The sequence below is a fragment of the Curtobacterium flaccumfaciens genome (assembly GCF_013359815.1).
Taxonomy (GTDB): Bacteria; Actinomycetota; Actinomycetes; order Actinomycetales; family Microbacteriaceae; genus Curtobacterium; species Curtobacterium flaccumfaciens.
This window is the reverse complement of record NZ_JABMCF010000035.1, coordinates 16,068-42,902: the sequence shown is the minus strand read 5'-3', so window position 1 is coordinate 42,902 and position 26,835 is coordinate 16,068. Positions and strand designations below refer to the sequence as shown.

The window sequence follows — 26,835 nt, the reverse complement described above, 5'->3', positions numbered from 1 at the left end:
CGCCGGGCGGGGCGACCGTCCTGCGCCGGCCGAGACTCGGCTCAGGCGGCGCAGTGCTCAGGCGGTGAGAGCGCTCTCGATCGCGTCGACGAACGCTGGCAGGTCGTCCGGGGTGCGGGACGTGATGAAGCCGCCGTCGACCTGGACCTCCTGGTCGACCCACTCGGCACCGGCGTTGCGCAGGTCCGTCTGCAGCGACGGGAACGAGGTGACGGTCTTGCCCGACAGCACGCCCGCCTCGACGAGGGTCCACGGGCCGTGGCAGATCGCCGCGACCGGCTTGCTCGCCTCGGCGAAGGCCTGTACGAGCGTCGCCGCGCGGGACTCCTGGCGCAGCGTGTCGGCGTTGATCGTGCCGCCGGGGATCACGAGGGCGTCGAAGTCCTTCGCGTCGACACCGGCGATGGTGGTGTCCGGCTCGAGCGTCTGCCCGGGGTCCTTGTCGCCGACCAGGGTCTGGATCGTGCCGGTCTCCTTCGCCGCCACGGTCACCGAGGCACCGCGCTCACGCAGCTGCTCGGTGGGGACGACGATCTCGTCCTGCTCCACGCCGTAGTTCGTCGTGATGACGAGGACCTTCTTGCCGTCGAGGGTTGCCATGATCCGCTCCTTCCGCGGCCCGGTCGCTCCGGCCGCACACCCGAGGGTCGTCGGGGTCGGCTGGGGAGGCCTCCAGGGGCGGCTCGGGGGTCCGGTCGGTCGGGCGGTCGGGCGGTCGCGACACCCCGCTCACGTCCGCCGGGTGGTCGCGAAGCGTCGGCTGGCGGCGGCGCAGCCGACGGTTCCTGACCACTCGGCGCAGGCCGGGCGGGGTGTCCTGACCGGCCGCCGTGGACGCGCCCACAGTCGGCCTGGAGGCACGGTGCCGGCCCGCCACGGGCCTCCAGGCCGCCACTCGGGCGGTCGCAACCCCCCGCTCACGTCCGCCGAGCGGTCCCGAAGTGTCGCCTGGCGGCGGCGCAGCCGACGGTTCCTGACCACTCGGCGCAGGCCGGGCGGGGTGTCCTGACCGACGGCAGACCGTCAGCCGGGCAGGACGGGCGCCGCGCTCAGCCGCGGATACGGAAGGCCCCGCCGTCGCGCTCGACGGTCAGGCCGTCGTACCCGTGCACTCGGTGCAGGCCGGCCGTCACCGGGTGCTCGAGGGGCCCGACGACGACCGTGGTCGCGCCGGAGGCGATGGCGGACTCCAGCCCGGCCGGGGCGTCCTCGAACGCCACGCAGTCGGTCGCGTCGACGCCGAGCAGGGCAGCTCCGCGCAGGTAGCCGTCGGGGTGGGGCTTGCCGTGCTCGACGTCCTCCGAGGGCACGAAGGCCTCGGGCACGGCGAACCCTGCGGCGGCCATCCGGCCCGCGGCGAGGTCACGCGGGGCACTCGTCACGAGGGCCACCGGGACGCCGAGTTCGACGAGCCGCTGCACGAAGGCGACGGCGCCGGGGATCTCGAGGATGCCCTCGGTGCTCGCGGTCTCCTCGGCGACGAGTTCCGCCGCGATCCGCTGCTGCTCGGCCAGGGGCAGGTCGGGGAGGAAGCGCCGCAGGGTGTCGATCGCCTGCCGTCCGTGCGAGAACGCGAGGATCTCGTCAGGGTCGATGCCGTTCGCGTGGCCGAACCGGGTCCAGGTCGCCTCGACCACCGCGGTCGAGTCGACGAGGGTCCCGTCCATGTCGAAGAGGACCCCGGACGCCACGATGTCGATCACGCGCCCGACCCTAGCCCACGGGCCCGACCGTCCCGCGGTCCGCGCGCGAGCGGTGTCAGCGCGCCCGCGGTCCGCGGTCGAGCGGTGTCAGCGCGCCCGGACGTACCGGGTGAGCAGCACGCCGCCCGCGCCGAGCAGCACGTGCGCCGGTCGCATCCGCCGGAGCTCCGGCGACGACCCGCGGGCGATGCGCGGCCCTTCCCCGCCCTCGAGCGACGGGTCGATCGTCAGGGTGAGCTCGTCGACGGCCTCCGCGGCGATGAGCGCCCCGAGGAACGACGGCCCTCCCTCGCAGTGGATCATCCCGAGGCCACGGTCGGCCAGCACGCCTCGGATCCGCCCGGCGTCGACCGAGTCCGGCTCGTCGTCCGCGCTGCAGGGCACGACGTCGGCGACCTCGGCGAGCGCCTGGGCCTTCGACGACGCGGCCGCCGTCGCCGACGTCAGGACGATCGGGCGCACCGGCGCCTCGGTGAACACCCGAGACCCCGGGTCGAGCGACAGCGAGCCGGTGACGATCGCGAACACGGGGTGGTCCGGCTTGCCGTGCGCCCGACGCCAGGCGGCGGCGGCGTCGTGCAGGACCATCGGCCCGTAGCCCTCGTCACGGACGGTGCCGGCGGCGACGAGCACGACGTCGGCCACCCGCCGGAGCAGGTCGAAGACGCGCAGGTCGTCGTCGCCGCCGAGCGACCCGGACACCCCGGCGGCCGAGGCCGAACCGTCCAGCGTCGCGACGAAGTTCACCCGGAGCCAGGGGGCCCCGGCGTCGGCGGTGTAGAGGTCGAGCAGGTCGTCGTCGGACAGGTCCGCGATCGACGGGGGCAGGACGTTCACGTGTTGTGCCTCGATTCCACGGGGGTGCGCCATCCGAGCGTGGCCTCGACCATGCGCATCGCGTCGACGCTCTCGGCGACGTCGTGCATCCGGACGATCCGGGCGCCGAGCATCGCGCTCACGGTCGCGACGGCGAGCGATCCGGAGAGTCGTTCCCCGCGGGGGCGTCCGAGCGACTCCCCGACGAAGTCCTTGTTCGACACCGCGGCGAGGACCGGGTAGCCGAGCGCGACGACCTCGGGCAGCCGACGGGTGAGCTCGAGGGTGTGCACGGTGTTCTTGTGCAGGTCGTGGCCCGGGTCGACGATGATCCGCGATTCGGGGATGCCCGCGGCGAGCGCCCGGTCGACCCGTTCGCGCAGGAACGCGACGACCTCGCTCGCGATGTCGCCGTACTGCGGCGGCGCGGGCAGCGGACGACGGGGTTCCGCGAGCGAGTGCGTGATGACGACGGTGGCCTCGGAGTCGGCGACCACGGCGGCCATCCGCGGGTCGGACAGGCCGGTGGTGTCGTTGACGACGGTCGCCCCGGCTGCGATCGCCGCTGCGGCGACCTCCGGGCGGAAGGTGTCGACGCTGATGACGACGTCGGACTGCTGGGCAAGCTGCTCGACGACGGGCACGACGCGGTCGATCTCGTCGGAGGCGGGCAGTTCCGGACCGGGGGCGAACTTCACGCCGCCGATGTCGACCCAGTCGGCGCCCTGCTCGGCGGCACGGATCGAGGCAGCGACGGCCTGGTCGAGCTCGAAGGTGGCGCCGCGGTCGTGGAACGAGTCGGGGGTGCGGTTCACGATCGCCATCACGGCGATGCGGTGGTCGAAGTCGATGGCGCGGCGGCCGAACGTCCGGACCGGGTGGCGCAGGTCCGGCACGACCCAGCCGGGGCCGGCCGTGCCGTCGGGGAGGCCCGTCATGCGTCCGACCCGGCACGCTCGTCGTGCCCGGCCTCGGTCCCACGCCCCGCACCGATGAGCGCAATCGCCTCGGCCCGTCCCGCGGCGTCGGCCAGCGAACCGGTCGCCGCCACCGTCACCGTCGTCGAACCGGTCTGGCGCTCCCCACGCGTCGTGACGCACTGGTGCTGCGCGTCGAGGACCACCAGGACGCCCTCGGCACCGAGCCCCTCGGCGATGGTCGCGGCGACCTGTTCGCCGAGCCGCTCCTGCAGCTGCGGACGGGAGGCCACCGCGTCGAGCACCCGTGCCAGCGTGCCGAGCCCGATGAGCCGGTCACCGGGCGCGTACGCCAGGTGCGCGACCCCGAGGAACGGCAGCAGGTGGTGTTCGCAGACGGAACGGAACTTGACGTCCCGGACGATCACGAGCCGACCGCGTTCGCCGTCCTCGGCGTGCACGGTGCCGTCGCGGGCGATGGCGACCGCGTCGGTGCCGATCCCGGAGAAGAACTCGGCGTACGAGTCGGCGACCCGGGCGGGGGTGCGGGTGAGTTCCGGGCGGTCGGGATCCTCGCCGATGGCGAGCAGCAGCTCGCGGACGGCGGCCTCCACACGGGCGCGGTCCATGGGTGACGTCACCAGCTCATCCAACACCAGCCCTGGCCGGAGAACGCGGGCAGACGCCCAGCGCGAGGTGCGCGAACCGCGTGGAACGGGCCTCCCGGCCGTCACAACCTGTGAGACCGGTGTGACACGCCCGAAACCCAGCGTCCTTTAAACTCTCGTGGTGAGCGCCCCGCAGACCGACACCACGCCCCGGAACCGCTTCGCGACCGGCCTCGATCGATTCTTCTCCATCACGCAACGCGGATCGTCGATCCCCCGCGAGGTCCGCGGTGGCCTCGTCTCGTTCGTGACGATGGCGTACATCGTCATCCTGAACCCCCTCATCCTCGGCGGGTTCAGCGCCGACCAGGCCGCCAAGGACGTCAGCGGCGGATGGCTCGAGAACGCTCAGGTGGCCGCGGCGACCGGCCTCGTCGCCGGCGTCATGACCATCGCGATGGGCATCATCGCGAACCTGCCGTTCGGCATCGCCGCGGGGCTCGGGATCAACTCGTTCCTCGCCGTCAGCGTCGTGCACCAGGTCACCTGGGCCGAGGCGATGGGCCTGGTCGTCATCAACGGTGTGATCATCGTGATCCTCGCGTTGACCGGCATCCGGACGATGATCTTCACCGCCGTCCCGGCCCAGCTCAAGGCCGCGATCACGGTCGGCATCGGCCTGTTCATCGCCTTCATCGGGCTCGTCGACTCCGGCTTCGTGCGGTCCTCCGGGCTCGCCTCGCCGCCGCTGCAGCTCGGCGAGGACGGCTCCGTCGGGGCCCTGCCGACCATCGTGTTCCTGATCGGCCTGATCATCATCGGCACGCTCATGGCCCGCCGGGTCAAGGGTGCGCTGCTCATCGGCATCGTCGCGACCACCATCATCGCGATCATCCTGCAGGCGATCTTCCAGGTGCCGACCTCGGTCGACTCGAAGACCGGCTGGAACCTCAACGCCCCCGGCCTGCCGAGCGCACTGTTCGCCGTGCCGGACCTGTCGCTCGTCGGCCACGCCGACGTCTTCGGTGCCTTCACCCGCATCGGCCCGCTCGCCGCGTCGATGCTCGTCTTCACCCTCGTCTTCACCAACTTCTTCGACGCCATGGGCACCATGACCGGTCTGGCCAAGGCCGCCGGTGTCGCGAAGCCCGACGGCACGTTCCCCCGCCTGAAGTCGGCGCTCGTCGTCGAGGGCGTCGGTGCGATCGCCGGCGGTGGCGCGTCGGTGTCGTCGAACACGGTCTTCATCGACTCGGCCTCCGGCATCGGCGAGGGCGCCCGCACGGGCATGGCCTCGGTCGTCACCGGCCTGCTGTTCCTGGCGTCGATGTTCCTCACGCCGCTCACCCAGGTCGTCCCGCTCGAGGTCGCCGCCGCCGGGCTCGTCGTCGTCGGTGCGCTCATGGTCGCGCAGGTCGCGGACATCTCGTGGTCGGACTTCGGCTCGGCCCTGCCGGCGTTCCTGACGATCGTCGTCATGCCGCTGACCTACTCGATCGCGAACGGCATCGGCGCCGGCTTCATCAGCTGGGTGCTCATCAAGCTGCTGTCCGGCCGTGGCCGCGAGGTCTCGTGGCTGCTCTACGTCGTGGCCGCGGGCTTCCTGCTGTACTTCGCGCGCGGGCCGCTGGAGGCGCTGCTCGGCGTCGGCTGAAGCTTTCTGCTGGGCCCGGCTGATCCGGGCCTGGCGCACGACGCCGTCGTGTCATCGAGACGCCGCCGAATCCGGCGGCGTCTCGACGTTTCCAGGGCGTCTTCCGCAGGACGCCGGCGTCTTCCGCAGGCTCGCGTCGGCGGCGTCGGCGGCGTCGGCCTGGAGGCCCGTGCTCAGTCCGGCAGGTCGCTCGGCGTCGCCTCGTGGTGGCGCTGGTCCTGGGTGCGACGGTCTTCCTTCATGCCCGCCTCGAACAGGTGGCGGCGGCCCTGCACGAGCTCGTCGCGCGCGGTGCGCTCGAGCTCCTTGGCGAGGGCGTAGTAGCCGTCGTCGTAGTCCTCGACGACCTGGAACGTCCAGCGGCCCGCGATGACGTTGCGGCCCACGAGTTCGGTGCCGATGCGCTCGGCGAGTTCGGTGTGCCCGGCCTTCCGCAGCTGCTCGACCGCCTCACCGAGGTTCAGGTCAGCGGTGCCGGTCAGGCGGTGGAACCCGTAGAGCAGGCCACGGGCGTGCTCGATGACCTCGACCGCGGCGGACAGGCTGCCGAGTGCCTCGACCGTGGCCTCGGACACCCCCTCGGGAACCTGGTGCTGCGCGTCGGGGCCCTGTGCGTCGTTCGTCATGGGTCCCGTCTACACGAGGGCTGCCGAGGCCGAGCGCAGTCACTTCGTCTGGTTGGGGTGGTGCGACTGCGTTCCGCTGCACCGCCACCACGTCGCGCCACCCCTGTTCCGCGCCACGTGTCCCGAAGACGATCGTGTACTCCGTCGAACGGATCGGCCGGGGGACCCCGCCGCGCCGGCCCGCCACCGCGTCAGGGCTTCTCGACGCGGATCGGTTCGGCGAGGATCTCCGGCTCTCCGGTGTCCCAGCCCGCGGCGATCGCCTCGGCACTGTTGCGCCACGCCTGCATCTCGAGCAGGAGCCTGCGCGGCTGCCGGAGCGAGAACGAGCCACGGGCGACGTCGACGATCTCCCGGGCGAAGCGCTGCTGGTCTGCGGCGCTGAGGAGCTTGATCCACGGGTACGGGATCGCCAGCCGATCGTGGAGCGGCAGTTGCTCGTTGAGCGTCACCGCGGCGATGAGCTGCGCCGCGATGTCCAGGACCGCGTCGTCGTCGTCGGACCGTTCCTTCGTGGTGAGGACGAGGGGCTTCCCGTCTCGACGGGTGACCTCGAGTGGGGCTTCCTCGGCGGCAGCGAACACCTGCTTGGCGTGGCGGGAGAGGTCAGAGGACTGCACCGACCGTCGGGATCGGGGCGGAGCGACAAGCGTCATGGATCGAGCCTATTCAGAACGTGTTCTGAACGCAATGGCCGGTTGCTCCGTCAGTGGTTGCCGCCTACCATTCGAACACACGTTCGAACGAGGAGACCCGATGATGATCACCGACACGGCCGCCACGGTGTGGTGGGTCGAGGGCACGCCGACCCGGCTGGTGTGGGCCGGACGGCGCTGGCGGGTGAGCGACACCCCCACCCGGCTGACCGTGACGCGCGCCGAGCTGCCCACCGCGATCACCCATGCGCCCGAGCGCACCGTGGGCTGGCGCTTCCAGGCGACCAGCGACGACGACGGTGAGGCCCTGGTGGTCGACATCGTTCCCCAGGGTGCCGGCTGGGGCGTGGCCCGGACGTGGACGTGAGCGGCCCGGACCGCTACCGTCCGGACATGGACAGGTGGGTGGCGCTGCTGCGCGGCGTCAACGTGAACGGCATCACGATCCGGAGCGCCGAGCTCGCGGAGCTCTTCCGAGGGCTCGGGTTCGACGACGTCCGCACCGTGCTCGCCTCGGGCAACGTCGTGTTCTCCGCCGACGTGCCCGCCGAGCAGCTGAAGACGTCGATCGAGCGGGGGTTGCGCGACCGGTTCGGCTACGACGCCTGGATCGTGCTCGTCCGGCACGACGCCCTCGCGGCCGTGGTCGACGGGTTCCCCTTCGCGCGTGCCGACGAACGGCACGACTACGTCGTGTTCGGGTCCGACGACGGTGCGCTCGACGCGTTGGTCGCGGACCTCGAACTCGACGAGTCGGTCGAGCAGGTCACCCGCGGGGACGGCGTCGTCTACTGGTCGTGTCCGAAGGGGTCGAGTACCGACACGATGTTCGCCAAGCGGGCCGCCGCCGCCCGCTTCAAGCGCACGACGACGACCCGCAACACGAACACCCTGCGGAAGCTCCTGTGACGCTCGGCACGCTGCACCACGTCGAGCTCCGCACCGCCGACCTCGACACCGCCGCCGGGGCGTGGGGCTGGCTGCTCGGCGAACTCGGCTACGAGCCGTTCCAGCGCTGGGAGCACGGCCGGAGCTGGCGGCTCGGCCCGTTGTACGTCGTCCTCGAATCGGCACCGCTGGACGGCGATCACGACCGCCGCCGACCGGGGCTCAGCCACCTGGCGTTCCACGCCGGTACTGCCGAGACGGTGGAGCGGCTCTGGGCCGAGGCTCCCGATCACGGCTGGACCCACCTGTACGAGGACCGGCACCCGTTCGCCGGTGGCCCGGAGCACCACGCGGCCTTCCTCGAGGACGCCGAGCGGTTCAAGGTCGAGCTCGTCGCCAGCTGACGGTGCCGCCGGGGCCGGGACGGCTCAGGCTTGCGGCGGCTGCCCGTTGCTCGCCATGGTGCCGCCGTCCACCGGCAGGACCGCACCCGTGATGAACGAGGCCGCGTCGCTGGCCAGGAACAGGATCGCCTCGGCGACCTCGGCAGAGCGACCCCCGCGGCCGAGGGCGATGCGCTCGGTGAACTTCGACTGCAGGGCCTCGTCCTCCGCCTGCTCCTGGGTCAGGTCGGTCCAGATGAGCCCCGGAGCGACGGCGTTGACGCGGACGCCGAACTGCCCGTTGTCGAGCGCGGCGGCCTTGGTGAAGTTCGTCACGCCACCCTTCGCCGCGTTGTAGGGGCTCATCCGCCAGTCGGCGTCCTCACCGGAGACCGACGAGGTGTTGACGATCGACCCCTTCGTCTCGCGCAGGAACGGCAGGGCCGCCCGGGTGCCGTAGAACACACCGGACAGGTCGGTCTCGATGACCCGGCGCCACTCGGCCGTGCTGATGTCGGTGATGTCGCCGGAGCTGAAGGTCCCGGCGTTGTTCACCAGGACGTCGAGCCGGTCGAAGCGGTCGATCGCCGCCGAAACGACGGTCTCCCAGTCCTCCGGGCTCGCCACGTCGGCGTGCAGGGCGACGACCCGGTGCGTCGGCAGGGAGTCGCCCACCGCGCGGACCTTCTCCTCGACGCTGTCGGTCAGCACGACCGAAGCGCCCTCGTCGATGAACGCCCGCACCGTCGCCTCACCGATGCCGGACCCCGCGCCCGTGACGATCGCGACCTTGCCCTCGAACCGGTTGCCCATGATGTCTCCTCTCGTTGCACGAACCGTGCCCGGGGAGACGCCATCGACCCGAGGGGCACGGCAGACCACGGTGCCCCGGACCGACTGGACGCGTTCGGAGGCGCCGGGAACGCCCGGGAACACACGTCGCCCCGGCCCCGCGAGGCGGAACCGGGGCGACGTGCGACTGCAGCGCAGCGCAGGAACTGGCGTCAGCCGGTCGAGTCGTCGAGGTCGAAGTCGCGCTCCAGGGAGATCGTCGGGATCGACGCGGTGATGACCGAGCCGTCCGCCCGCAGCGTGCCCTGGATGTCGCTCGTGGTCGGGGCATGCCCGGACATGCGCGGCCCGTGGTGCGGCAGCGGCACCACGGTGGGCTCCCCCGCCTCGATGTCCCACTGCTGGTTGTGCACCCACACCGTGAAGCCCGAACCGGTCTCGACCGTGAGCGTCATGGCTTCCTGCTCGAGGTCGACCCGGACCCGCGATCCGCGCACCGTCAGACGGTAGGACAGACGGTCCCAGTGCTTCGGCAGCCGCGGGTTGAAGCTCATCCGCCCGCCGTGGTCGCGCATGCCACCGAAGCCGTTGACGAGCGCACCCCAGATGCCACCGGTCGACGCGATGTGCACGCCGTCCGAGGTGTTGCCGTGCAGGTCCGCCAGGTCGACGTAGAGCGCGGTCTGGAAGTACTGGTCGGCGAGGTCGTGGTACCCGACCTCGGCCGCCATGATCGACTGCACGACCGCGGACAGCGTCGAGTCGCCGGTGGTGAGTGCGTCGTAGTAGTCGAAGTCGCGACGCTTCTCGGCCGCGGTGAACTCGTGCCCCTGCAGGAACAGCGCGAGCACGACGTCGGCCTGCTTGAGCACCTGGAACCGGTAGATCACCAGCGGGTGGTAGTGGAGCAGCAGCGGGCGCTTGGACTCAGGGGTGTTCTCGAGGTCCCAGAGTTCCTTGTCGAGGAACTGGGCGTCCTGCGGGTGGATGCCGCGGTGCGGGTCGAAGGGGATCTCCATCGACTCCGCGGCGTGCTCCCACTCGACGAGCTCGTCCGGCTGCAGACCGGTCCGGCGCACCATGCGGTCGTACTCTTCGGCGTCGTCGGCGGCGAGCTCGCGGCAGGCGTTGACGGCGAACCACAGGTTCGCCCGCGCCATGACGTTCGTGTAGAGGTTGTCGTCGACGACGGTCGTGTACTCGTCCGGTCCGGTGACGCCGTCGATGTGGAACTTCTTGTCACCGTTCGACCGCCAGAACCCGAGGTCGGCCCAGAGCCGCGCGGTCTCGACGAGCACGTCGATGGCGCCGCGCTTCAGGAACTCGCGGTCGCCCGAGGCCCGCACGTACTGCATGAGCGCATGCGAGATGTCGGCGTCGATGTGGTACTGCGCGGTGCCGGCGGCGTAGTACGCGCTGGACTCTTCACCGTTGATCGTCCGCCACGGGAACAGGGCGCCGCGCTGGTTCAGCTCGCGCGCCCGCGCCCGTGCCGCGTCGAGCATGTTGTAGCGGAAGCGCAGGGCGTTCCGCGCGACGATCGGCGCCGTGTACGACAGGAACGGCAGGACGTAGATCTCCATGTCCCAGAAGTAGTGGCCGCCGTAGCCGGAGCCGGTGACGCCCTTCGCGGCGATGCCGTGGCCGTCGGTGCGGGCGGTGGCCTGCGCGAGCTGGAAGAGGTTCCAGCGGACGGCCTGCTGGATCGCGGGCTGACCGGCGATCTCGACGTCGCTGCGGGCCCAGTAGTCGTCGAGCCAGTCGCGCTGCTTCGCGAAGGTCTCGTCGACGTTCTCGGCGTGCGCGCGGTCGAGCGTGCGGTCGCACCGGTCGGCGAGCTCGCGCACGGGCACCCCGCGGGAGGTGTGGTAGACCACGTGCTTCACGAGCCGGATGGGCTGCCCCGCGCGGGCCTGCACCCGGTAGACGTGCTTCGCCAGGTCGTCCTCGATCGACGACGACTCGTCCCAGCTGTTCTCGGTCTCGATGTGGTGCTCGACGCCGACGCAGATCGTCATGCCGGAGCTGGACGCCTGGTACCCGAGGACCGAACGGCCGCCGGTGCTGCGCTTGAGCTTCGGCACGAGCACCCGCTCGGTGAACGACTCGGCCTTGCGGGGGTCGAAGGCGTTCGCCGCGGCCCGCATGCCGGCGTGGTACTCGTCCTGCACGTCCTGGCGGTTGAGGATCTGGCTCGACAGCAGGATCGAGGCGTCCGCGTCGAGCACCGTGACCTCGTAGTCGATGACGGCGAGGTGCCGGTCGGTGAACGACACGAGTCGACGTGCCCGGATGAGCACCCGCTTACCGGATGGCGTCGACCACTCGGTCTCGCGGAACAGGTACCCGCCGCGGAACTCCAGCCGACGGGTGTGCCGGAGGATGTCGGCCTCGGCCAGCACGAGCGGCTCGTCGTCGACGTAGAGGCGGATGACCTTGGCGTCCGGCGCGTTGATGATCGTCTGCCCGGTCTTCGCGAAGCCGAAGGCGTCTTCCGCGTGCCGGATCGGCCAGGTCTCGTGGAACCCGTTGATGTACGTGCCGTACTGCACGCCGCCACGGCCTTCGTCGAGGTTGCCGCGCAGGCCGAGGTACCCGTTGCCGACGGCGAAGTTCGTCTCAGCGACGCCCTGCTCGTCGGGGGTGTACTCGGTCTCGACGAGGGCCCACTCGTCGATCGGGTAGCGGACGCGGTCGAGGGGGTCCGAGGTGATGGGGTTCATGCTGCTCCGTGGGAAGGGAGGGAGATGGGTACGTCGGTGCGGCCGGCAGCCAGGGAGCGTCCGGCCGGGTGGCCTACGTCGTGCTGGTGGCCGGTGCGGGCAGCTGGTCGATGAGTTCGTCGAGGTCGGACACGACGACGTCGGCACCGTGCTCGCGCAGGGCATCCGCCCCGGCGCCGCGGTCGACACCGACGACGAGACCGAACGATCCGTTGCGGCCGGCTTCGACCCCGCTGGTGGCGTCCTCGACCACGACGCACTCGGCGGCAGTGAGTCCGAACCGGGTCGCTGCGTCGAGGTAGGTGTCGGGAGCGGGCTTGCCGGTCAGGCCGTCCTGGCGCGCGACGAGCCCGTCGACGACGACGGGGAACCGGTCGAGGATGCCCGCCGTCCGGAGCACCGACGTGGCGTTCGCCGAGCTGGAGACGACCGCGACGGACATGCCTGCGGCGATCGCGGCGGTCAGGAACCGGAGCGAGCCCGGGTAGGGCTCGACGCCGTGCTCGTCGAGCTCGGCGGTGAACTCCGCGTTCTTCCGGTTGCCGAGCCCGCACACCGTGTCGGTGTCGGGCGCGTCGTCGGGGGTGCCCTGCGGCAGGTCGATGCCGCGCGACTCGAGCAACGAGCGCACGCCGTCGTAGCGGGGCTTGCCGTCGATGGAGGTGAAGTAGTCCTGCTCGGTGTACGGCGCGACCCCGTGTGCTTCGAGGTACGGCGTGAACAGTCGGCTCCACGCACGCATGTGGACGTCGGCGGTCGGGGTGAGCACGCCGTCGAGGTCGAACAGGAGCGCTCGCTGGTCACTGAGTCGCGCGGGCGTGCGCTGGTCCTGCGTCGTCATCTGCGGTCCTCCGGGGACTGGTGGTGGACGAATGGCTCGCGACGAGTCTAGGACCGCTCCAGTCCGGACGTTCGGACGCGCCGCACCATGTGGAGAGAGTTCACCGGGCGCTCCGCTGTGCAGGGAGGACCCCCGCCACGGTGCACCTGTGAGGCCTCTGAGACATGCCCCGGCACGCTGACCCGGACGAAAGGCACCACCATGACCAGCGACACCACGGCCGCACCCCACGACGGCACGCAGTCGAAGCTCCGCCAGGCGATCACCGGCCCGCTGCTGTTCCTCTTCATCCTCGGCGACGTGCTCGGCGCCGGCATCTACGCCCTGATGGGGACGCTGGCCAAGGACGTCGGCGGTGCACTCTGGGCGCCGCTGGTGCTCGCGCTCCTGCTGGCCCTGCTCACCGCGGGCTCCTACGCCGAACTCGTGACGAAGTACCCGAAGGCCGGCGGTGCCGCGGTCTTCGCCGAACGGGCCTACAAGGCGCCGATCGTCTCGTTCCTGGTCGGGTTCAGCATGCTCGCCGCCGGCGTCACGAGCGCCGCCGGCCTGTCGCTCGCCTTCGCCGGCGACTACCTCGGCACGTTCGTCGACCTGCCGCCCGTGCCCACCGCGATCGTCTTCCTCGCCCTGATCGCCTGCCTGAACGCCCGCGGCATCTCCGACTCGCTCAAGAGCAACGTCGTGATGACGATCATCGAGGTCTCCGGCCTCGTCATCGTGATCGTCGTCGTGGCCGTGATGCTCGGCGGTGGCGGCGGTGACGTCTCCCGGATCGGCGCGTTCCCGTCCGAGGCGAACCCGGCCCTGGCGACCCTGAGCGCCGCGATCGTCGCCTACTACTCGTTCGTCGGTTTCGAGACGTCCGCCAACATCGCGGAGGAGGTCCGCGACCCCCGCCGCGTCTACCCGAAGGCCCTGTTCGGCGCCCTCGCCACGGCCGGCGTCGTCTACGTCCTCGTCGCCCTCGCCAGTGCGATCGCGCTGCCCGCTTCGGAGCTGTCCGAGTCCAGCGGCCCGCTGCTCGCGGTCGTCTCCGCCACCGGCGTCCCGATCCCCGACTGGGTCTTCAGCCTCATCGCCCTGGTCGCCGTCGCGAACGGCGCACTGCTCACGATGATCATGTCGAGCCGCGTGACCTACGGCATGGCCGAGCAGCGGCTCCTGCCCGCCCTGCTCGCGAAGGTCCTGCCGAACCGGAAGACCCCGTGGACCGCCATCGTCGCCACCACGGTCGTCGCGATGCTCCTGACCCTGGTGGGCGACGTGGGCGTGCTGGCCGAGACCGTCGTGCTCCTGCTGCTCTTCGTGTTCATCAGCACGAACGTCGCCGTCCTGGTGCTCCGCCGCGACCACGTCGAGCACGACCACTTCAAGGTCTGGACGTTCGTCCCGGTGCTCGGGGTGCTGTCGTGCATCCTGCTGCTGACGCAGCAGAGCGGTCAGGTCTGGCTCTACGCCGCGATCCTGCTCGCCGTCGGCGTGGTCCTGTACTTCGTCGCCCGGTTCACCGGGCGCCGTTCCGGACGCGACCACGAGGCGGGCGTGATCCACTGACGTCACGCACCACGGGCCTCCAGGCAGACCGTCTGGAGACCCGTGGTGCGTCCGCCGGTCCGCCCGAGTGGTCAGCGCAGGTCGCGCACCCAGGCCTCGATCGCGTCCGAGATCTGCTGGCGGGCATCAGCACGGCTGATGGTCGCCGTGCGGTCGCCCGGCTGGTCGCCGTAGGCACCGAAGTCGGCGTGGTTCGAGCCCTGGATCTCGGTCATGGTGGCGGTCGACGGCAGCTTGTCCCGCGCGGCGTCGACCTTGGCCGGTGTGGACAGGCCGTCACGCGAACCGGAGACGCTCAGCACGTCGATGTACGACCGGCTGATGTCGTTCGCGCAGTAGCTGCCGAGCAGCAGCAGGCCGTCGGCGTCCTGGGCGAGCTGGCACGCGCGGACCCCACCCAGGGAGTGCCCACCGACCCCCCAGCGTGTGACCGAGGGGGCGTGAGCCTCGAACGTCGCGAGCGGCCGGGTGTCGAAGAACGCGAGGTTCAGCGTCGGCTTCGTGATGACCACCGTCGTGCCGTTGGCGACCACCTGCCGGAACGTGGCCATGTAGGCGTACGGATCGACCTTCGCGCCGGGGATGAAGACGATCCCGACCCCGTCGGCCTGGCCGGTCGGGGTCATCACCACCGAGTCACCGGCGTCCCGGACCGCGATCCGGTCGTCGCGCCAGACCTGCAGGGCGGCGCTACGGGTGCCCTGCATCACGATGTGCGCCCAGACGAGGAACACCACCGCGATCAGCACGACGACGGCGACGATCCAGGTGGTCCAGCGCAGCGCTCGGTTCATGTGGCCACCGTACGGCGCATCCGAGCCGGCGGCGTTCGCTTCGTGAGCAGGAATGGTCGGGTGCGACGTGCACACCCGACCATTCCTGCTCACGATGTCGCCCGCAACGGGCGACCGAGACGCGCTACTTGATGGCGGCGCGGATCTCGGCTGCTGCTGCGCCGACGTCCGAGGCGCTGTAGATCGCGCTGCCGGCGACGGCGATGCGGGCACCGGCCTCCTGCACCGAGGCGACCGAGGACGCGTTCACGCCGCCCGCGATCGAGAACGGGACGCCCGAGTCCTTGCCGGCGTCGAGCAGGGTCGAGAACGTGAAGCCCTCTTCCGCCTGCTCGTCGAGCCCGGCGTGGACCTCGACGAACTCGGCGCCGAGCGCGACGACCTCGCGGGCACGGGCGGCCTTGTCGGAGACGCCGATCAGGTCGACGACGATGCCCTTGCCGTGCTTCTTGGCGGCCTTGACGGCACCGACGATCGTCGAGTCGCCGGCGACACCGAGGACGGTGACCAGGTCGGCACCGGCCGAGAAGGCGATGTCGGCCTCGAGCTCACCGGCGTCCATGGTCTTGAGGTCGGCGAACACGATCTTGTCGGGGTGTGCTTCCTTGATCGCGGTGACGGCGGACAGGCCGGCGCTCTTGATCAGGGGCGTGCCGAGCTCGAGGACGTCGACGTGCGGCGCGGCCGCGGCGGCGAGCTCGAGGGCGGCTTCGGTGGTCAGGGTGTCCATGGCGAACTGGAGCTGCATGGGTGTGCCTTTCATTCGAGGTTGGCGTGACGGGGCCAGAGGTCGTCGGCGGACTGCCCGCCTCGGGTCCACAGGGCGTGGAACACGGCGTCGCCCACCAGGGCGACCGCCTGTTCGAAGAGGCCACCGGCGTACTGGGCCGAGGCGGTGCCGGAGCGGTCGGTCTTCGTCGCGGCGGGCAGCACGATCGTGACGTCCGCCAGCTCGGAGAGCGGGGAGTCGTCGGTGGTCGAGAGTGCCACGACGGATGCGCCGACCTCGTGCGCGGTGCGCGCGGCCTGCACGATGCCGGTGGTCGTACCGGAGCCGCTCGCGACGAGGAGCAGGTCACCCTGACGGATCGCCGGGGTGGTGACCTCGCCGACGACGTGGGCGTCGAGCCCCAGGTGCATGAGGCGCATCGCGGTCATGCGGAGGGCGAGGCCGGAGCGCCCGGCGCCGTGGACGAACACCCGGTCGGCGCCCTCGATCAGGTCGAGTGCGCGCTGAGCCGGGGCGTCGTCGAGGCGGGCTGCCAGGTCGCCGACCTCGCGGACGACCAGGTCGAGCGCTGCGGAGACGGTGGTTGCTGCCATGCCCTCGATCCTTCCGTCGCGCGCCTCGGCACGCCGCTACCCGCCCCGGCAGGGACCCCATCCCATCGGGTGGGCCCGTCCGCTCGGGTGGGACGGGTATGGTCGCGTCCATGGACGCATCGGTCGACACCCTGGAGGCCCGGGGCGGCTCCGCCATCCGGCTCGCGGCCGCCGAGCACGCCCGGACCGTCGCCGAGCAGGCGGACCGGCACGCGCTCACCCTGGAGTCCGTCCTCGCCGTGCTCCGGTCGTCGCGGGTCACCGACGCGGCCGCCAGGGCCGAGGCCGTCGAGATCGCCTCGGCCGCCCTCGTCGACCTGCGCACCGTGACCGATCAGCAGCGGAGCACCCTGCTCGAACCCGTCACCGGCGCGTTCTCGCGGTTGCGCGCCGACCTGCGACCGCTCGTGCGCTTCGGGGACCTCGACGTGCAGTTCGTCGAACCGCCGGCCACCGGCCGTGCGCTCCCCGGTGACGTCGCCCACGCGGCCCGGGCGATCGTGCGGACCGCGGTGCTCGCTCTGGTCGACGACGGTGCGGCGAAGCGGGTGCGCATCCAGTGGGACTGTGACGGCCGGAACCTGCTCATGCAGCTCCGCGACGACGGCTCCGGCACGCTCGACGTGCAGGACGACGCCATGCGACCGATCGCGGAGCGGGTCGTCACGCTCGACGGGCGGGTGCAGGTCGCGAGCACGCCGGGGTGGGGATCGGTGCTCGACATCTCACTGCCGCTCGACCCGCGGCCGACCGAGGTGGACGCGGTCGACGACGGCGACCTGACCCCGCGGGAGCGCGACGTCCTGCGGCTCGTGGCGACCGGTGTCGGCAACCGGGAGATCGCCGAGGGACTCGGCATCAGCGTCAACACCGTGAAGTACCACGTGGCGAACCTGCTCCGGAAGCACGGTGCCCGGACCCGGGCGGAGCTCGCGGCGTTCAGCTCCCGGGCGTGAAGCGACGGGACCGCGACGAGGCATCCCGACGAGACCGCGACAACGGGTACCGACGGTCGAGCGCGGGCTCGACGACGGTCGCCATCAGGAACTGCGAGAGCATCCGCCCACCCGCCCAGTAGATGGGGATGACGAAGATCGCGGCGCCCGGCCAGATGCGCGAGCCGATCAGTGCCAGGGAGCCGAGCGTCACGACGATGCCGACGCCGGAGTACAGGTACTGCCAACCGCGCGAAGCAGCGTCGCGCTGCGCCTGCTCCCGCTCGGCGCGCTCGTCGAGCCCGCGCACCCCGGGGTCGAGCGACGCCGGCTCCTCGGTGGCGAACAGGTCGCGCACGGGGACCTCGAGGGCCGTGGCCACCGCGGACAGCGACTCGAGGCTCGCGTCGTTGCCGCTCTCCATCCGTTGCACCGTCCGCACGGCGATGCCGCTCGTCTCGGCCAGTCGTTCCTGGGTCCAGCCCCGCAGTCGTCGGAGTTCACCGATCCGCATCTCGTTCATGTCCTGAACAGTAGGGAACCGCGGAACGGCGCACCACGACAGGGACCCGCCACCGACACGACAGCTTCCCGCCAGTCCCCCGACAGCGGCGCTCGCCTACGCTCCGGGGGCGAAGCGGTAGCCCATTCCGGACTCCGTCACCAGGTAGCGCGGGTGCGCGGGGTCGGGCTCGAGCTTCCGCCGCAGCTGGGCCATGTAGAGGCGCAGGTACCCGGAGTCGTTGCCGTGCGTCGGCCCCCAGACCTCGGTCAACAGCATCTCGCGGGTCATCAGGCGGTCGGGGTTCGTGACCAGGACCTCGAGCAGGCGCCACTCGGTGGGCGTCAGGCGGATCGCGGGACCCTCGGCCGGGGTGACCTGCTTCGCGACGAGGTCCACGAGCAGCGGTCCGATCGCGATCGTCGGGGTCTCCTCGGACGCCACCACCCGGCGCCGTCCGAGTGCCCGCAGCCGGGCGAGGAGCTCGTCCATCTGGAACGGCTTCGTCACGTAGTCGTCGGCACCGGCGTCGAGCGCGTCGACCTTGTCGGACGAGTCGGTCCGGCCGGAGAGCACGAGGACCGGCACCTGCGACCAGGCCCGGACGCCCTCGAGCACCCCGATCCCGTCGAGCCGGGGCATGCCGAGGTCGAGCAGCACCAGGTCGGGGCGCTCGGTGATGACGGCGTCGATCGCCTCGCGCCCGTCCCGAGCCGTGACGACGTCGTACCCGCGCGCCGAGAGCGTCACCGAGAGCGCGCGGACGAGCTGCGCGTCGTCGTCAGCGATCAGGACCTTCATCGGATCTCCACTCCCACGTGCCCGGCGATCGGCAGCCGCACCACGACGGTGAGCCCACCGCCCGGGGTGTCGTCGACCTCGATCGTGCCGCCCATGCCCTCGGTGAACCCGCGCGCCAGGGCCAGCCCGAGCCCGAGGCCGGTCTCGTTGTCGGTGTCACCGAGTCGCTGGAACGGCTGGAACACCTCGTCGCGGCGGTCCGCGGGGATGCCGGGGCCGTGGTCGGCCACACGGAGTTCCACCCCGCCGGCGAAGGCACTGGCGGCGACCCGGACGTGGGTGCCGTCCGGGGCGTACCGGGCGGCGTTGGCGAGCAGGTTCACGACGACGCGCTGCAGCAGGACCGGGTCGGCGAGCACCGGCGGCAGGTCCGCGGGCAGGTCGAGGTCGACGTCGTCCGGGCCGAGCTCCAGCTCGTCGAGGGCGGGGGCGACCACCGTCTCGAGCGCGATCGCCGCCGGGGTGACCGCGAGGACACCGGCCTGGACCCGGCTGACGTCCAACAGGTCTGCCAACAGCACCGCCAGCTGACCGAGGCTCTCGTCGGCGGTCGCGAGCAGCGCCTCCCGGTCGGCCCCGGACAGGTCGATGTCGGACGCACGCAGCGTCTGCACGGCGGCGGAGGCCGCTGCGATGGGGCGGCGCACGTCGTGGCCGACGGCCGCGAGCAGCGCGCTCCGGACCCGGTCGGCGGCGGCGATGCGCTCGGCGCCGACGGCGGTGCGGGTGAGCTCGCGGTGCTCGACGGCGGCGTCGAGCTGCTGCTCGACGACCCGCAGCAGTCGGCGCTGGGTCGGGTCGTCGGGCGCACCGGCGAACTCGAGCACGGCACCGGACGCCAGCGTCGTCGACGCGTCCGGCGTCGCACCGAACTCGCCGGAGGTCGCGGGCACCTCGTCACCCTGGCGGATCCGGACGCCGGCGAAGCCGAAGGCCTCACGGGTGCGGTCGAGCAGTGCCTGCAGGGCGTCGTCGCCGCGGAGCACGCTGCCGGCGATGCCCATCAGGAGCCCGGACTCGGCCGAGGCCCGACGGGCAGCGCGCGACCGCCGCGCGGACCGGTCGACCACGAAGCTGACCAGCACCGCACTGATCACGTACATGACCAGGGCGAACAGATGCCACGGCTGCTGGACGGTGACCATGTAGAGGGGTTGCACGAAGAAGTAGTCGAGGCTCAGTCCGGACAGCACGGCCGTGAACACCGCCGGCCACATCCCGCCCACGAGCGCCACGACGAGGACGAGCAGCTGGTACGCCAGCACGTCCACCGTGATGGCGTCCGGATCGCTGCCGATCGACAGCACCCACGTGAGCAGCGGCCCGACCAGGACCGACAGGACGAACGCGGCGACCACCCGGCCGCGCGACAGGCTGCCGCCGAGCTTCGGCAGGGTGATCCCGCCGCCGGCGCGCTCGTGCGTGACGACGTGCACGTCGATGTCGCCGGACTCGCGGATCACGGTGTTGCCGATCCCCGGACCGGTCATGGCGGCCGCGAGCCGGCTGCGGCGGCTGACCCCGATCACGATCTGGGTGGCGTCGATCGACCGCGCGAACCGCACCAGCGTGCTCGGCACGTCGTCACCGACGACCTGGTGGTACGTCCCACCGAGCTGCTCGAGCAGGGTCCGCTGCTTGCCGAGCGCACCGGGGTGCCGGACGCGCAGGCCGTCGTTCGTCGTCACGTGCACGGCGGCGAGTTCCCCACCGGCGCTGCGGGCGGCGATGCGGGCGCCGCGGCGCAGCAGGGTCTCGCCCTCGGGGCCGCCGGTCAGGGCGACGAGCACGCGCTCCCGGGTCTCCCACCGGTGCTCGATGCCGTGCTCGGCGCGGTAGGCCTTGAGCGCGTCGTCGACCTCGTCGGCCAGCCAGAGCAGGGCGATCTCGCGCAGTGCGGTGAGGTTGCCGAGGCGGAAGTAGTTCGACAGCGCGGCGTCGATCCGTGCCGCCGGGTACACGAGCCCGTCGGAGAGCCGTTCGCGCAGCGCTGCCGGGGCCAGGTCGACGACCTCGATCTGGTCGGCCGCGCGCACCACGGCGTCGGGAACGGTCTCGCGCTGCACGGTGCCGGTGATCTCGCGGACCACGTCGCCGAGGGACTGCATGTGCTGCACGTTGACGGTCGAGATGACGTCGATGCCGGCGTCCCGCAGTGCCTCCACGTCCTGCCAGCGCTTCTCGTTCGGGCTCCCCGGGGCGTTCGTGTGCGCGAGTTCGTCGACCAGCGCGACCTCGGGCGCCCGGGCGATGACGGCGTCGAGGTCGAGGTCGTCCAGGTCGACACCGCGGTGCGAGACGGTGCGCCGTGGCACGACCTCGAGCCCGTTCACCAGTGCCGCGGTGGCGGCGCGCTCGTGCGTCTCGACGACGGCGACGACCACGTCGCGACCCTCGTCGAGCAGCCGACGCCCCTCTTCGAGCATCGTGTAGGTCTTGCCGACACCGGGCGCCGCACCGAGCAGGACCCGCAGCTTCCCGCGCTTCACGTGCTCATCCTCTCGCGTGCGGGGGTCGGTCTCCGCAAAACACCGGTGTTCACCTGTCGCACCGCGGTCTGCGGGTGTTCGACGCGCGAGCACCGGTGTCTTGCGGAGGGGCCACCCACGGTCAGGAGGACTTCGCCAGCGCCAGGTTCAGCGACAACACGTTCACGACGGGCTCGCCGAGGAACCCGAGCTGCCGCGACTCGGTGTGCTCGGCCACGAGCGCCCGCACGTCAGCAACCGACAGGCCTCGCGCCGAGGCCACCCGCGCGACCTGCTGCGACGCGTACTCCGGGCTGATGTCCGGGTCGAGCCCCGAACCCGACGCCGTGACCGCGTCCACCGGCACCTGCGCGGCGGAGACCCCGTCGGCCTTCGCCAGCGCCGCACGACGCTCCTCGACGGCCTTGAGCAGGTCGGCGTTGTTCGGCCCGAGGTTCGAGCCGGAGGACGCCCCCGCGTCGTAGCCCTCCCCGGCGGCGGACGGCCGCGACTGGAACCAGCGGTCGGCCTGCTTGCCGGTGAACGACTGCCCGATCAACGAGGAACCGACGACCTTGCCGGACGAGTCCGTGACCATCGAACCGTTGGCCTGGTCGTGGAACGCCGCCTGGCCGACTCCCCAGACGGCGAGCGGGTAGCCGACGCCCAGGACGACGGTGGCGACGAGGGTGAGGCGGATGGCCACACCGGCGGAACGGAAGGTGGAACGTGCAGATGCCATGACTAGAACCCCGGGATGAGACCGACCACGAGGTCGATCAGTTTGATGCCGATGAAGGGGACGACCACGCCGCCCAGCCCGTAGACGAGCAGGTTGCGGCCGAGGATCGACGACGCTGCGGCCGCGCGGTACTTGACGCCACGCAGGGACAGCGGGATGAGCGCCACGATGACGAGCGCGTTGAAGATGACAGCCGACAGGATCGCGGACGACGGGCTGTGCAGCCCCATGATGTTGAGCGCCGCGAGCCCGGGGAACGCCGCCTGGAACATCGCCGGGATGATCGCGAAGTACTTCGCGACGTCGTTGGCGATGGAGAAGGTGGTCAGCGCGCCGCGGGTGATGAGCAGCTGCTTGCCGATGCGGACGACGTCGATGAGCTTGGTCGGGTCGGAGTCGAGGTCGACCATGTTGCCCGCCTCCTTCGCCGCCGTCGTGCCGGTGTTCATCGCGACGCCGACGTCCGCCTGGGCCAGGGCCGGGGCGTCGTTGGTGCCGTCACCGGTCATGGCGACGAGGTTGCCGCCCTCCTGCTCGCGCTTGATGTAGGCGAGCTTGTCCTCCGGGGTGGCCTCGGCGAGGAAGTCGTCGACGCCGGCCTCGTGGGCGATGGCGGCCGCGGTGCGGGGGTTGTCCCCGGTGATCATCACCGTGCGGATGCCCATCGACCGGAGCTCGGCGAACCGCGACGCCATGCCGTCCTTGACGACGTCCTTCAGGTGCACGACACCGAGCAGCGTGACCGCGCCCGTTGACGAGCGGCGACCGACGACGAGCGGGGTGCCGCCCTGGTCGGAGATCTCCGCGACGGTCGCGTCGATGGCCGAAACCACACCGGCTTCGGTGGTGTCCGCCCAGGCGAGCACTGCCGCAGCGGCGCCCTTCCGGATCTGTGAGCCGTCGGGCAGGTCGAGACCGGACATGCGCGTCTGCGCCGTGAACGGCACCTCGACAGCGCCGTCTGGCAGGCCCACGGCGGCGCCGTCCTCGCGCGCCAGGTCGACGATCGAGCGCCCCTCAGGGGTCGAGTCCGCAGCGCTCGACAGGGCTGCCGCTTCCATCAGCGAAGCCTCGCTCACGCCCGGCACCGGCACCACACGGGATGCCCGACGGTTGCCGTAGGTGATCGTCCCGGTCTTGTCGAGCAGCAGCGTCGTGATGTCACCGGCGGCCTCGACCGCGCGGCCCGACATCGCCAGCACGTTGTGCTGCACGAGCCGGTCCATGCCGGCGATGCCGATCGCGGAGAGCAGGGCCCCGATGGTGGTCGGGATGAGGCAGACGAGCAGGGCGATGAGCACCGGCACGCTGACCGTCGCGCCGACGAGTCCCGCGATGGGCTGCATCGTCAGGCAGACGATCACGAAAACGATCGACAACGAGGCGAGCAGGATGTTCAGCGCGATCTCGTTCGGCGTCTTCTGCCGTGCCGCGCCCTCGACCAGGCGGATCATCCGGTCGATGAAGGTCTCGCCCGGCGTCGAGGTGATGCGCACGACGATCCGGTCCGACAGCACCCGGGTGCCGCCGGTGACGGCACTGCGGTCACCGCCGGACTCGCGGATGACCGGTGCGGACTCACCCGTGACGGCCGACTCGTCGACCGACGCGATGCCGTCGATGACGTCGCCGTCGCCCGGGATGACCTCGCCGGCGACGACCACGACCACGTCGCCCTTGGCCAGGTCGACGGACGCGACCTCCTCGGTCTCGTTGCCGGTCGCGGCCGCGTCGGTCGTCGCGTACCCGAGCACCCGACGGGCGCTCGTGGTCGAGCGGGTCTTCCGCAGGGTGTCGGCCTGCGCCTTGCCACGGCCCTCCGCCACCGACTCCGCCAGGTTGGCGAAGACGACGGTGAGCCAGAGCCACACGGCGATCGCGATGGTGAACGCGGACGGCTCGACGACGGCGGCCACCGTCGTCAGCGCCGCGCCGACCTCGACGATGAACATGACGGGGTTCCGCCACATGAGTCGCGGATCGAGTTTCCGCAGGGCGCCCGGGAGGCCCGCCACCAGTTGGCGGGGTCCGAATGCGGACGAGCGGGTGGCCGGTTCCACGGCGGTGCGCGGTTCCGACTCCGTGGTCACGGGGGTGGTCATGACAGTCCTTCTGCGAGCGGACCCAGTGCGAGCACCGGGAAGTAGGTGAGTGCGGTGACGATGACGGCGACGCCGCCGAGCAGCCCGATGAACAGCGGGCGGTGGGTGGGCAGCGTGCCGGCGGTCTCCGGCACCCGGTCCTGCGCGGCGAGGGACCCGGCGAGCGCCAGGACGAACACCATCGGCACGAAGCGGCCGAGCAGCATCACGACGCCGAGCGAGGAGTTCATCCACGTGGTGTTCGCGGTGAGCCCGCCGAAGGCCGAGCCGTTGTTGTTCGCACCCGAGGTGAAGGCGTAGAGCAGCTCGGACAACCCGTGGTTGCCGGGGTTGAAGATCGACGTCCCGAGCACCTGTTCGCGGACCCCGGGGATCACGAGCGAGAGCCCGGTGGCCAGGAGCACGAGCGTCGGCGTGACGAGGATGTACAGCGCCGCGAAGGTCATCTCCTTGGCGCGGATCTTCTTGCCGAGGTACTCCGGGGTGCGACCGACGAGCAGGCCGCCGATGAACACCGTGATGACGGCGAGCACGAGCATCCCGTACAGGCCGGATCCGACGCCGCCGGGGGTGACCTCGCCGAGCATCATGTTGACGAGCGCCATCATCCCGCCGATCGGGGTGTAGCTGTCGTGCATCGCGTTGACGGCACCGGTGGACGTCGAGGTGGTCGCGGTCGAGAAGAGCGTCGAACCGAGGATGCCGAAGCGGCTCTCCTTGCCCTCCATCGCGGCCCCGGCAGCGTGTGTGGCGACACCGCCGCCGCCGAGTTCGGCGATCGACATGACCGACAGCGACACGAGGAAGATCGCGCCCATCACGGCGAGGATCGCGTACCCCTGGCGGTCGTCGCCGACCAGCCGCCCGAACGTGCGCGGGAGCGAGAACGGGATGACGAGCATCAGGAAGATCTCGACGAGGTTCGTCCACGCCTGCGGGTTCTCGAACGGGTGCGCCGAGTTGGCGTTGAAGTAGCCGCCGCCGTTCGTGCCGAGTTCCTTGATCGCCTCCTGCGAGGCGACGAACCCGTCCGGGATGTGCTGCGTGCCGCCGATGAGCGTGGTGACGTCGGTGCCGCTCCCCCACGACTGGACGACCCCGCCGGCGACGAGGACGATCGCGAAGACGAACGCCCCGGGCAGCAGCAGTCGGCCGAGACCGCGGACGATGTCCACCCACACGTTGCCGAGCGTGCCCGACTTGCGACGGGCGAACCCGCGCACCAGGGCCACGGCGACCGAGAGACCGACGGCCGCGGACAGGAAGTTCTGCACCGCCAGGCCGGCCATCTGCACCGTGTAGCCGAGGGTGGCCTCGGGCGAGTAGGACTGCCAGTTCGTGTTCGCGACGAACGACGCCGCGGTGTTGAACGCGAGCGAGGGTCCGACGGCGGGCAGCCCGAGGTCGCCGGGCAGGACGACCTGGATGCGCTGCAGCAGGTAGACGAGCAGGAGCCCGGCGACGCTGAAGAGCAGCACGCCGCGCAGGTACACGGGCCACGACTGCTCGGCGTCCGGGTCGACCCCGATCAGCCGGTAGACCCCGCGCTCGACCCGGTTGTGGCGGACGGGCGTGAAGACCTTCGCCATCCAGTCACCGAGCGGGCGGTACGCGACGACGAGCAGCAGGACGAGCGTGGCGACCTGGGCGATGCCCGCCCAGACGTCCGCGGCGCCCACTAGAAACGCTCCGGACGCACGAGCGCCCAGACGAGGTACACGACTGCGGCGATGCCGAGGACGGCGGCCGCGATGGTGATGCCGATCACAGCCGTTCCACCCCCTTGGCGATCAGTGCCACCACGCCGAACACGGCGAGGACACCGGCGACGACGAACACGTCGAACACGAGGGACTCCAGAAGCTCTGCGGTGTCCGCGCCGGGTGACGCGGACCGGCACCACTTGTGGTGCCGAACCGATGCTGGATCCTGCGCCGCGCCTCCAGGCCGCTCCTAACGGATCCCTGACGCCGCCCTGGCGGACGCATGCACGCTCCTAACGCGCGTGACCGAGGCGGCTCAGTCGGCCGCGGTCGCGAGTCGGGTCGACAGGTCGCGGACTGCGCCACGCAGCGCCTCCGGCCCCTCGACCCGGATCGGCACGGCCAGCCCGGCGATGACTCCGGCGAGGCCGTCCCACGACCACGATCCGAGGGTGACGCGGGCCCGGTCGTCCTCGGCCTGCTCGACCACGGCGTCCTCGGGCAGGTACGGCGCGATCCGCCGCGCATCGTCCGCCGTCGTGGTCACCGAACCGGTGCACGGCCACACGTCGTCGACCGCCGACCCCTTGAACCGCGCGGACACGAACGCGGCCGCATCGCCACCGGGGATCGGTCGCGGCGTGAAGGGGACGCGGGTGCGCATCCGGGGCGTGATCCGGTCGATGCGGTGCGTGCGCCAGTCGTCACGGTCGGCATCCCAGTCGAGCAGGTACCAACGACCGTTCCGGGCGACGACGGCGTGCGGTTCCACCCGGTGCGGGGTCTCGTCCTCGCCGTACCGGAAGCGGAAGACCTCCTGCAGGTGGACGGCCTCGCTCACCGCCACCAGGACCTCCGGGTCGGTGGTGGTCCGGCTCGTCGCGGTCACGGCCTGCACCGCGTCGACCCGGGACCGCAGCCGCGCGGGCATCACCTGCCGGACGGTCGCCAAGGCACGGGCCGCCGACTCGGCGACGTCCGCCCCCGATGCCGGTGCCACGGCGAGCGCCAGGGCGATCGCCACCGCCTGGTCGTCGTCGAAGAGCAGCGGGGGCAGGTCGGAGCCGGCCTCGAGCCGGTAGCCGCCGGCCGGTCCGCGGAGCGCCTCCACCCGGTACCCGAGCCCGCGGAGCCGGTCAACGTCGCGGCGGACGGTGCGCGGACTGACGTCGAGCCGACCGGCGAGCTCGTCGCCCGGCCAGTCGCGGTGCACCTGGAGCAGGGAGAGCAGCGCGAGCATCCGTGCGGAGGGTCCGGCCATGGCGTCCATCTTCGTCCGAGAAGCGGACATGATCTGACCG

At 71.5% G+C, this 26,835-nt stretch carries 27 protein-coding genes; 6 read left to right on the top strand and 21 right to left on the bottom strand.

Annotated elements, in window-relative coordinates; genetic code table 11:
* Nucleotides 1-57: 57 nt before the first annotated feature.
* From HP445_RS06310 to folE, 5 genes are all read right to left on the bottom strand, one after another.
* On the bottom strand, nucleotides 58-600 hold the full coding sequence (locus tag HP445_RS06310; protein ID WP_027466778.1) for a type 1 glutamine amidotransferase domain-containing protein: 543 nt from the start codon (nucleotides 598-600) through the stop codon (nucleotides 58-60).
* A 449-nt stretch (nucleotides 601-1,049) separates the two neighbouring features.
* On the bottom strand, nucleotides 1,050-1,703 hold the full coding sequence (locus HP445_RS06305; RefSeq protein WP_128780429.1) for an HAD-IA family hydrolase: 654 nt from the start codon (nucleotides 1,701-1,703) through the stop codon (nucleotides 1,050-1,052).
* Nucleotides 1,704-1,790: 87 nt separating this feature from the next.
* The gene (locus HP445_RS06300; protein WP_241660396.1) at nucleotides 1,791-2,540 is read right to left on the bottom strand and encodes a pyrimidine reductase family protein; all 750 of its coding nucleotides are present in this window, start codon (nucleotides 2,538-2,540) and stop codon (nucleotides 1,791-1,793) included.
* Nucleotides 2,537-3,457: a dihydropteroate synthase gene (gene folP / locus HP445_RS06295; protein WP_128780427.1), complete on the bottom strand. Its 921-nt coding sequence runs from the start codon at nucleotides 3,455-3,457 to the stop codon at nucleotides 2,537-2,539. Before folP ends, HP445_RS06300 begins: the two co-directional genes overlap by 4 nt.
* A complete protein-coding gene (folE, locus tag HP445_RS06290) occupies nucleotides 3,454-4,065 on the bottom strand; it encodes a GTP cyclohydrolase I (protein WP_128780625.1) in 612 nt (203 codons plus the stop codon). The genes folP and folE overlap by 4 nt, the downstream gene beginning before the upstream one ends.
* A gap of 157 nt (nucleotides 4,066-4,222) precedes the next feature.
* Here folE and HP445_RS06285 point away from each other — a divergent pair, with 157 nt between their 5' ends.
* Nucleotides 4,223-5,698, top strand: coding sequence for an NCS2 family permease (locus HP445_RS06285; RefSeq protein ID WP_027466783.1), 1,476 nt, complete (start codon nucleotides 4,223-4,225; stop codon nucleotides 5,696-5,698).
* Between the two features lie 173 nt (nucleotides 5,699-5,871).
* Here the strand turns inward: HP445_RS06285 and HP445_RS06280 are convergent, their stop codons facing one another.
* Together HP445_RS06280 and HP445_RS06275 are read right to left on the bottom strand one after the other, a co-directional pair.
* Nucleotides 5,872-6,324: a hypothetical protein gene (locus HP445_RS06280; RefSeq protein ID WP_128780426.1), complete on the bottom strand. Its 453-nt coding sequence runs from the start codon at nucleotides 6,322-6,324 to the stop codon at nucleotides 5,872-5,874.
* A 191-nt stretch (nucleotides 6,325-6,515) separates the two neighbouring features.
* Nucleotides 6,516-6,980: a hypothetical protein gene (locus tag HP445_RS06275; RefSeq protein WP_027466785.1), complete on the bottom strand. Its 465-nt coding sequence runs from the start codon at nucleotides 6,978-6,980 to the stop codon at nucleotides 6,516-6,518.
* 100 nt (nucleotides 6,981-7,080) lie between these two features.
* Between HP445_RS06275 and HP445_RS06270 the strand changes: the two genes are divergently transcribed.
* Genes HP445_RS06270 through HP445_RS06260 form a run of 3 tightly spaced genes read left to right on the top strand, consistent with a single transcriptional unit; the run spans nucleotide 7,081 to nucleotide 8,272 of the window.
* Nucleotides 7,081-7,347, top strand: a complete 267-nt coding sequence (locus HP445_RS06270) for a hypothetical protein (protein WP_071406208.1) — start codon at nucleotides 7,081-7,083, stop codon at nucleotides 7,345-7,347.
* Between the two features lie 26 nt (nucleotides 7,348-7,373).
* Nucleotides 7,374-7,889, top strand: a complete 516-nt coding sequence (locus tag HP445_RS06265) for a DUF1697 domain-containing protein (RefSeq protein ID WP_175330791.1) — start codon at nucleotides 7,374-7,376, stop codon at nucleotides 7,887-7,889.
* Entirely contained in the window at nucleotides 7,886-8,272 is a 387-nt protein-coding gene (locus HP445_RS06260; protein WP_175330790.1) for a VOC family protein, read from the top strand. The genes HP445_RS06265 and HP445_RS06260 overlap by 4 nt, the downstream gene beginning before the upstream one ends.
* A 24-nt stretch (nucleotides 8,273-8,296) precedes the next feature.
* On the opposite strand, the gene budC is transcribed toward HP445_RS06260, so the two are convergent.
* The 3 genes from budC to HP445_RS06245 all read right to left on the bottom strand — a co-directional run bounded on the left by budC (nucleotide 8,297) and on the right by HP445_RS06245 (nucleotide 12,607).
* Entirely contained in the window at nucleotides 8,297-9,064 is a 768-nt protein-coding gene (budC, locus tag HP445_RS06255) for a meso-2,3-butanediol dehydrogenase (RefSeq protein WP_111099607.1), read from the bottom strand.
* 191 nt (nucleotides 9,065-9,255) lie between these two features.
* Complete coding sequence (locus HP445_RS06250; protein WP_071406211.1) at nucleotides 9,256-11,766, bottom strand: glycoside hydrolase family 65 protein; 2,511 nt, start codon at nucleotides 11,764-11,766, stop codon at nucleotides 9,256-9,258.
* Between the two features lie 73 nt (nucleotides 11,767-11,839).
* Nucleotides 11,840-12,607: an HAD family hydrolase gene (locus HP445_RS06245; protein ID WP_071406212.1), complete on the bottom strand. Its 768-nt coding sequence runs from the start codon at nucleotides 12,605-12,607 to the stop codon at nucleotides 11,840-11,842.
* Between the two features lie 201 nt (nucleotides 12,608-12,808).
* Between HP445_RS06245 and HP445_RS06240 the strand changes: the two genes are divergently transcribed.
* Nucleotides 12,809-14,164 carry an APC family permease gene (locus HP445_RS06240; RefSeq protein WP_111087707.1) on the top strand — a complete coding sequence of 452 codons (1,356 nt, stop codon included), beginning with the start codon at nucleotides 12,809-12,811 and terminating at the stop codon, nucleotides 14,162-14,164.
* A gap of 71 nt (nucleotides 14,165-14,235) precedes the next feature.
* Here the strand turns inward: HP445_RS06240 and HP445_RS06235 are convergent, their stop codons facing one another.
* The 3 genes from HP445_RS06235 to hxlB all read right to left on the bottom strand — a co-directional run bounded on the left by HP445_RS06235 (nucleotide 14,236) and on the right by hxlB (nucleotide 16,281).
* Nucleotides 14,236-14,958, bottom strand: coding sequence for an alpha/beta hydrolase (locus HP445_RS06235; protein WP_111023339.1), 723 nt, complete (start codon nucleotides 14,956-14,958; stop codon nucleotides 14,236-14,238).
* A gap of 124 nt (nucleotides 14,959-15,082) precedes the next feature.
* On the bottom strand, nucleotides 15,083-15,706 hold the full coding sequence (gene hxlA / locus HP445_RS06230; protein ID WP_071406215.1) for a 3-hexulose-6-phosphate synthase: 624 nt from the start codon (nucleotides 15,704-15,706) through the stop codon (nucleotides 15,083-15,085).
* An 11-nt stretch (nucleotides 15,707-15,717) separates the two neighbouring features.
* A complete protein-coding gene (gene hxlB / locus HP445_RS06225; RefSeq protein ID WP_056072118.1) occupies nucleotides 15,718-16,281 on the bottom strand; it encodes a 6-phospho-3-hexuloisomerase in 564 nt (187 codons plus the stop codon).
* A 110-nt stretch (nucleotides 16,282-16,391) separates the two neighbouring features.
* Between hxlB and HP445_RS06220 the strand changes: the two genes are divergently transcribed.
* Entirely contained in the window at nucleotides 16,392-17,237 is an 846-nt protein-coding gene (locus HP445_RS06220) for a helix-turn-helix transcriptional regulator (protein WP_017887946.1), read from the top strand.
* Here the strand turns inward: HP445_RS06220 and HP445_RS06215 are convergent.
* The 8 genes from HP445_RS06215 to HP445_RS06180 all read right to left on the bottom strand — a co-directional run bounded on the left by HP445_RS06215 (nucleotide 17,221) and on the right by HP445_RS06180 (nucleotide 26,795).
* The gene (locus HP445_RS06215) at nucleotides 17,221-17,739 is read right to left on the bottom strand and encodes a helix-turn-helix domain-containing protein (protein WP_128780425.1); all 519 of its coding nucleotides are present in this window, start codon (nucleotides 17,737-17,739) and stop codon (nucleotides 17,221-17,223) included. The two genes, HP445_RS06220 and HP445_RS06215, sit on opposite strands and share 17 nt — an antisense overlap.
* Nucleotides 17,740-17,835: 96 nt before the next feature.
* Nucleotides 17,836-18,519, bottom strand: a complete 684-nt coding sequence (locus HP445_RS06210; RefSeq protein ID WP_027466795.1) for a response regulator — start codon at nucleotides 18,517-18,519, stop codon at nucleotides 17,836-17,838.
* Entirely contained in the window at nucleotides 18,516-21,008 is a 2,493-nt protein-coding gene (locus HP445_RS06205; RefSeq protein WP_128780424.1) for an ATP-binding protein, read from the bottom strand. The genes HP445_RS06210 and HP445_RS06205 overlap by 4 nt, the downstream gene beginning before the upstream one ends.
* 121 nt (nucleotides 21,009-21,129) lie before the next feature.
* A complete protein-coding gene (kdpC, locus tag HP445_RS06200; protein WP_128780423.1) occupies nucleotides 21,130-21,729 on the bottom strand; it encodes a K(+)-transporting ATPase subunit C in 600 nt (199 codons plus the stop codon).
* 2 nt (nucleotides 21,730-21,731) lie between these two features.
* Nucleotides 21,732-23,831 (bottom strand): potassium-transporting ATPase subunit KdpB, encoded by a 2,100-nt coding sequence (kdpB, locus tag HP445_RS06195; RefSeq protein ID WP_128780422.1) that lies wholly within the window; start codon nucleotides 23,829-23,831, stop codon nucleotides 21,732-21,734.
* Entirely contained in the window at nucleotides 23,828-25,510 is a 1,683-nt protein-coding gene (kdpA, locus tag HP445_RS06190) for a potassium-transporting ATPase subunit KdpA (RefSeq protein WP_128780421.1), read from the bottom strand. Before kdpA ends, kdpB begins: the two co-directional genes overlap by 4 nt.
* Entirely contained in the window at nucleotides 25,510-25,599 is a 90-nt protein-coding gene (locus tag HP445_RS18885; protein WP_017887940.1) for a potassium-transporting ATPase subunit F, read from the bottom strand. Before HP445_RS18885 ends, kdpA begins: the two co-directional genes overlap by 1 nt.
* A gap of 251 nt (nucleotides 25,600-25,850) precedes the next feature.
* A complete protein-coding gene (locus tag HP445_RS06180; RefSeq protein WP_128780420.1) occupies nucleotides 25,851-26,795 on the bottom strand; it encodes a helix-turn-helix transcriptional regulator in 945 nt (314 codons plus the stop codon).
* Nucleotides 26,796-26,835 lie beyond the last annotated feature (40 nt).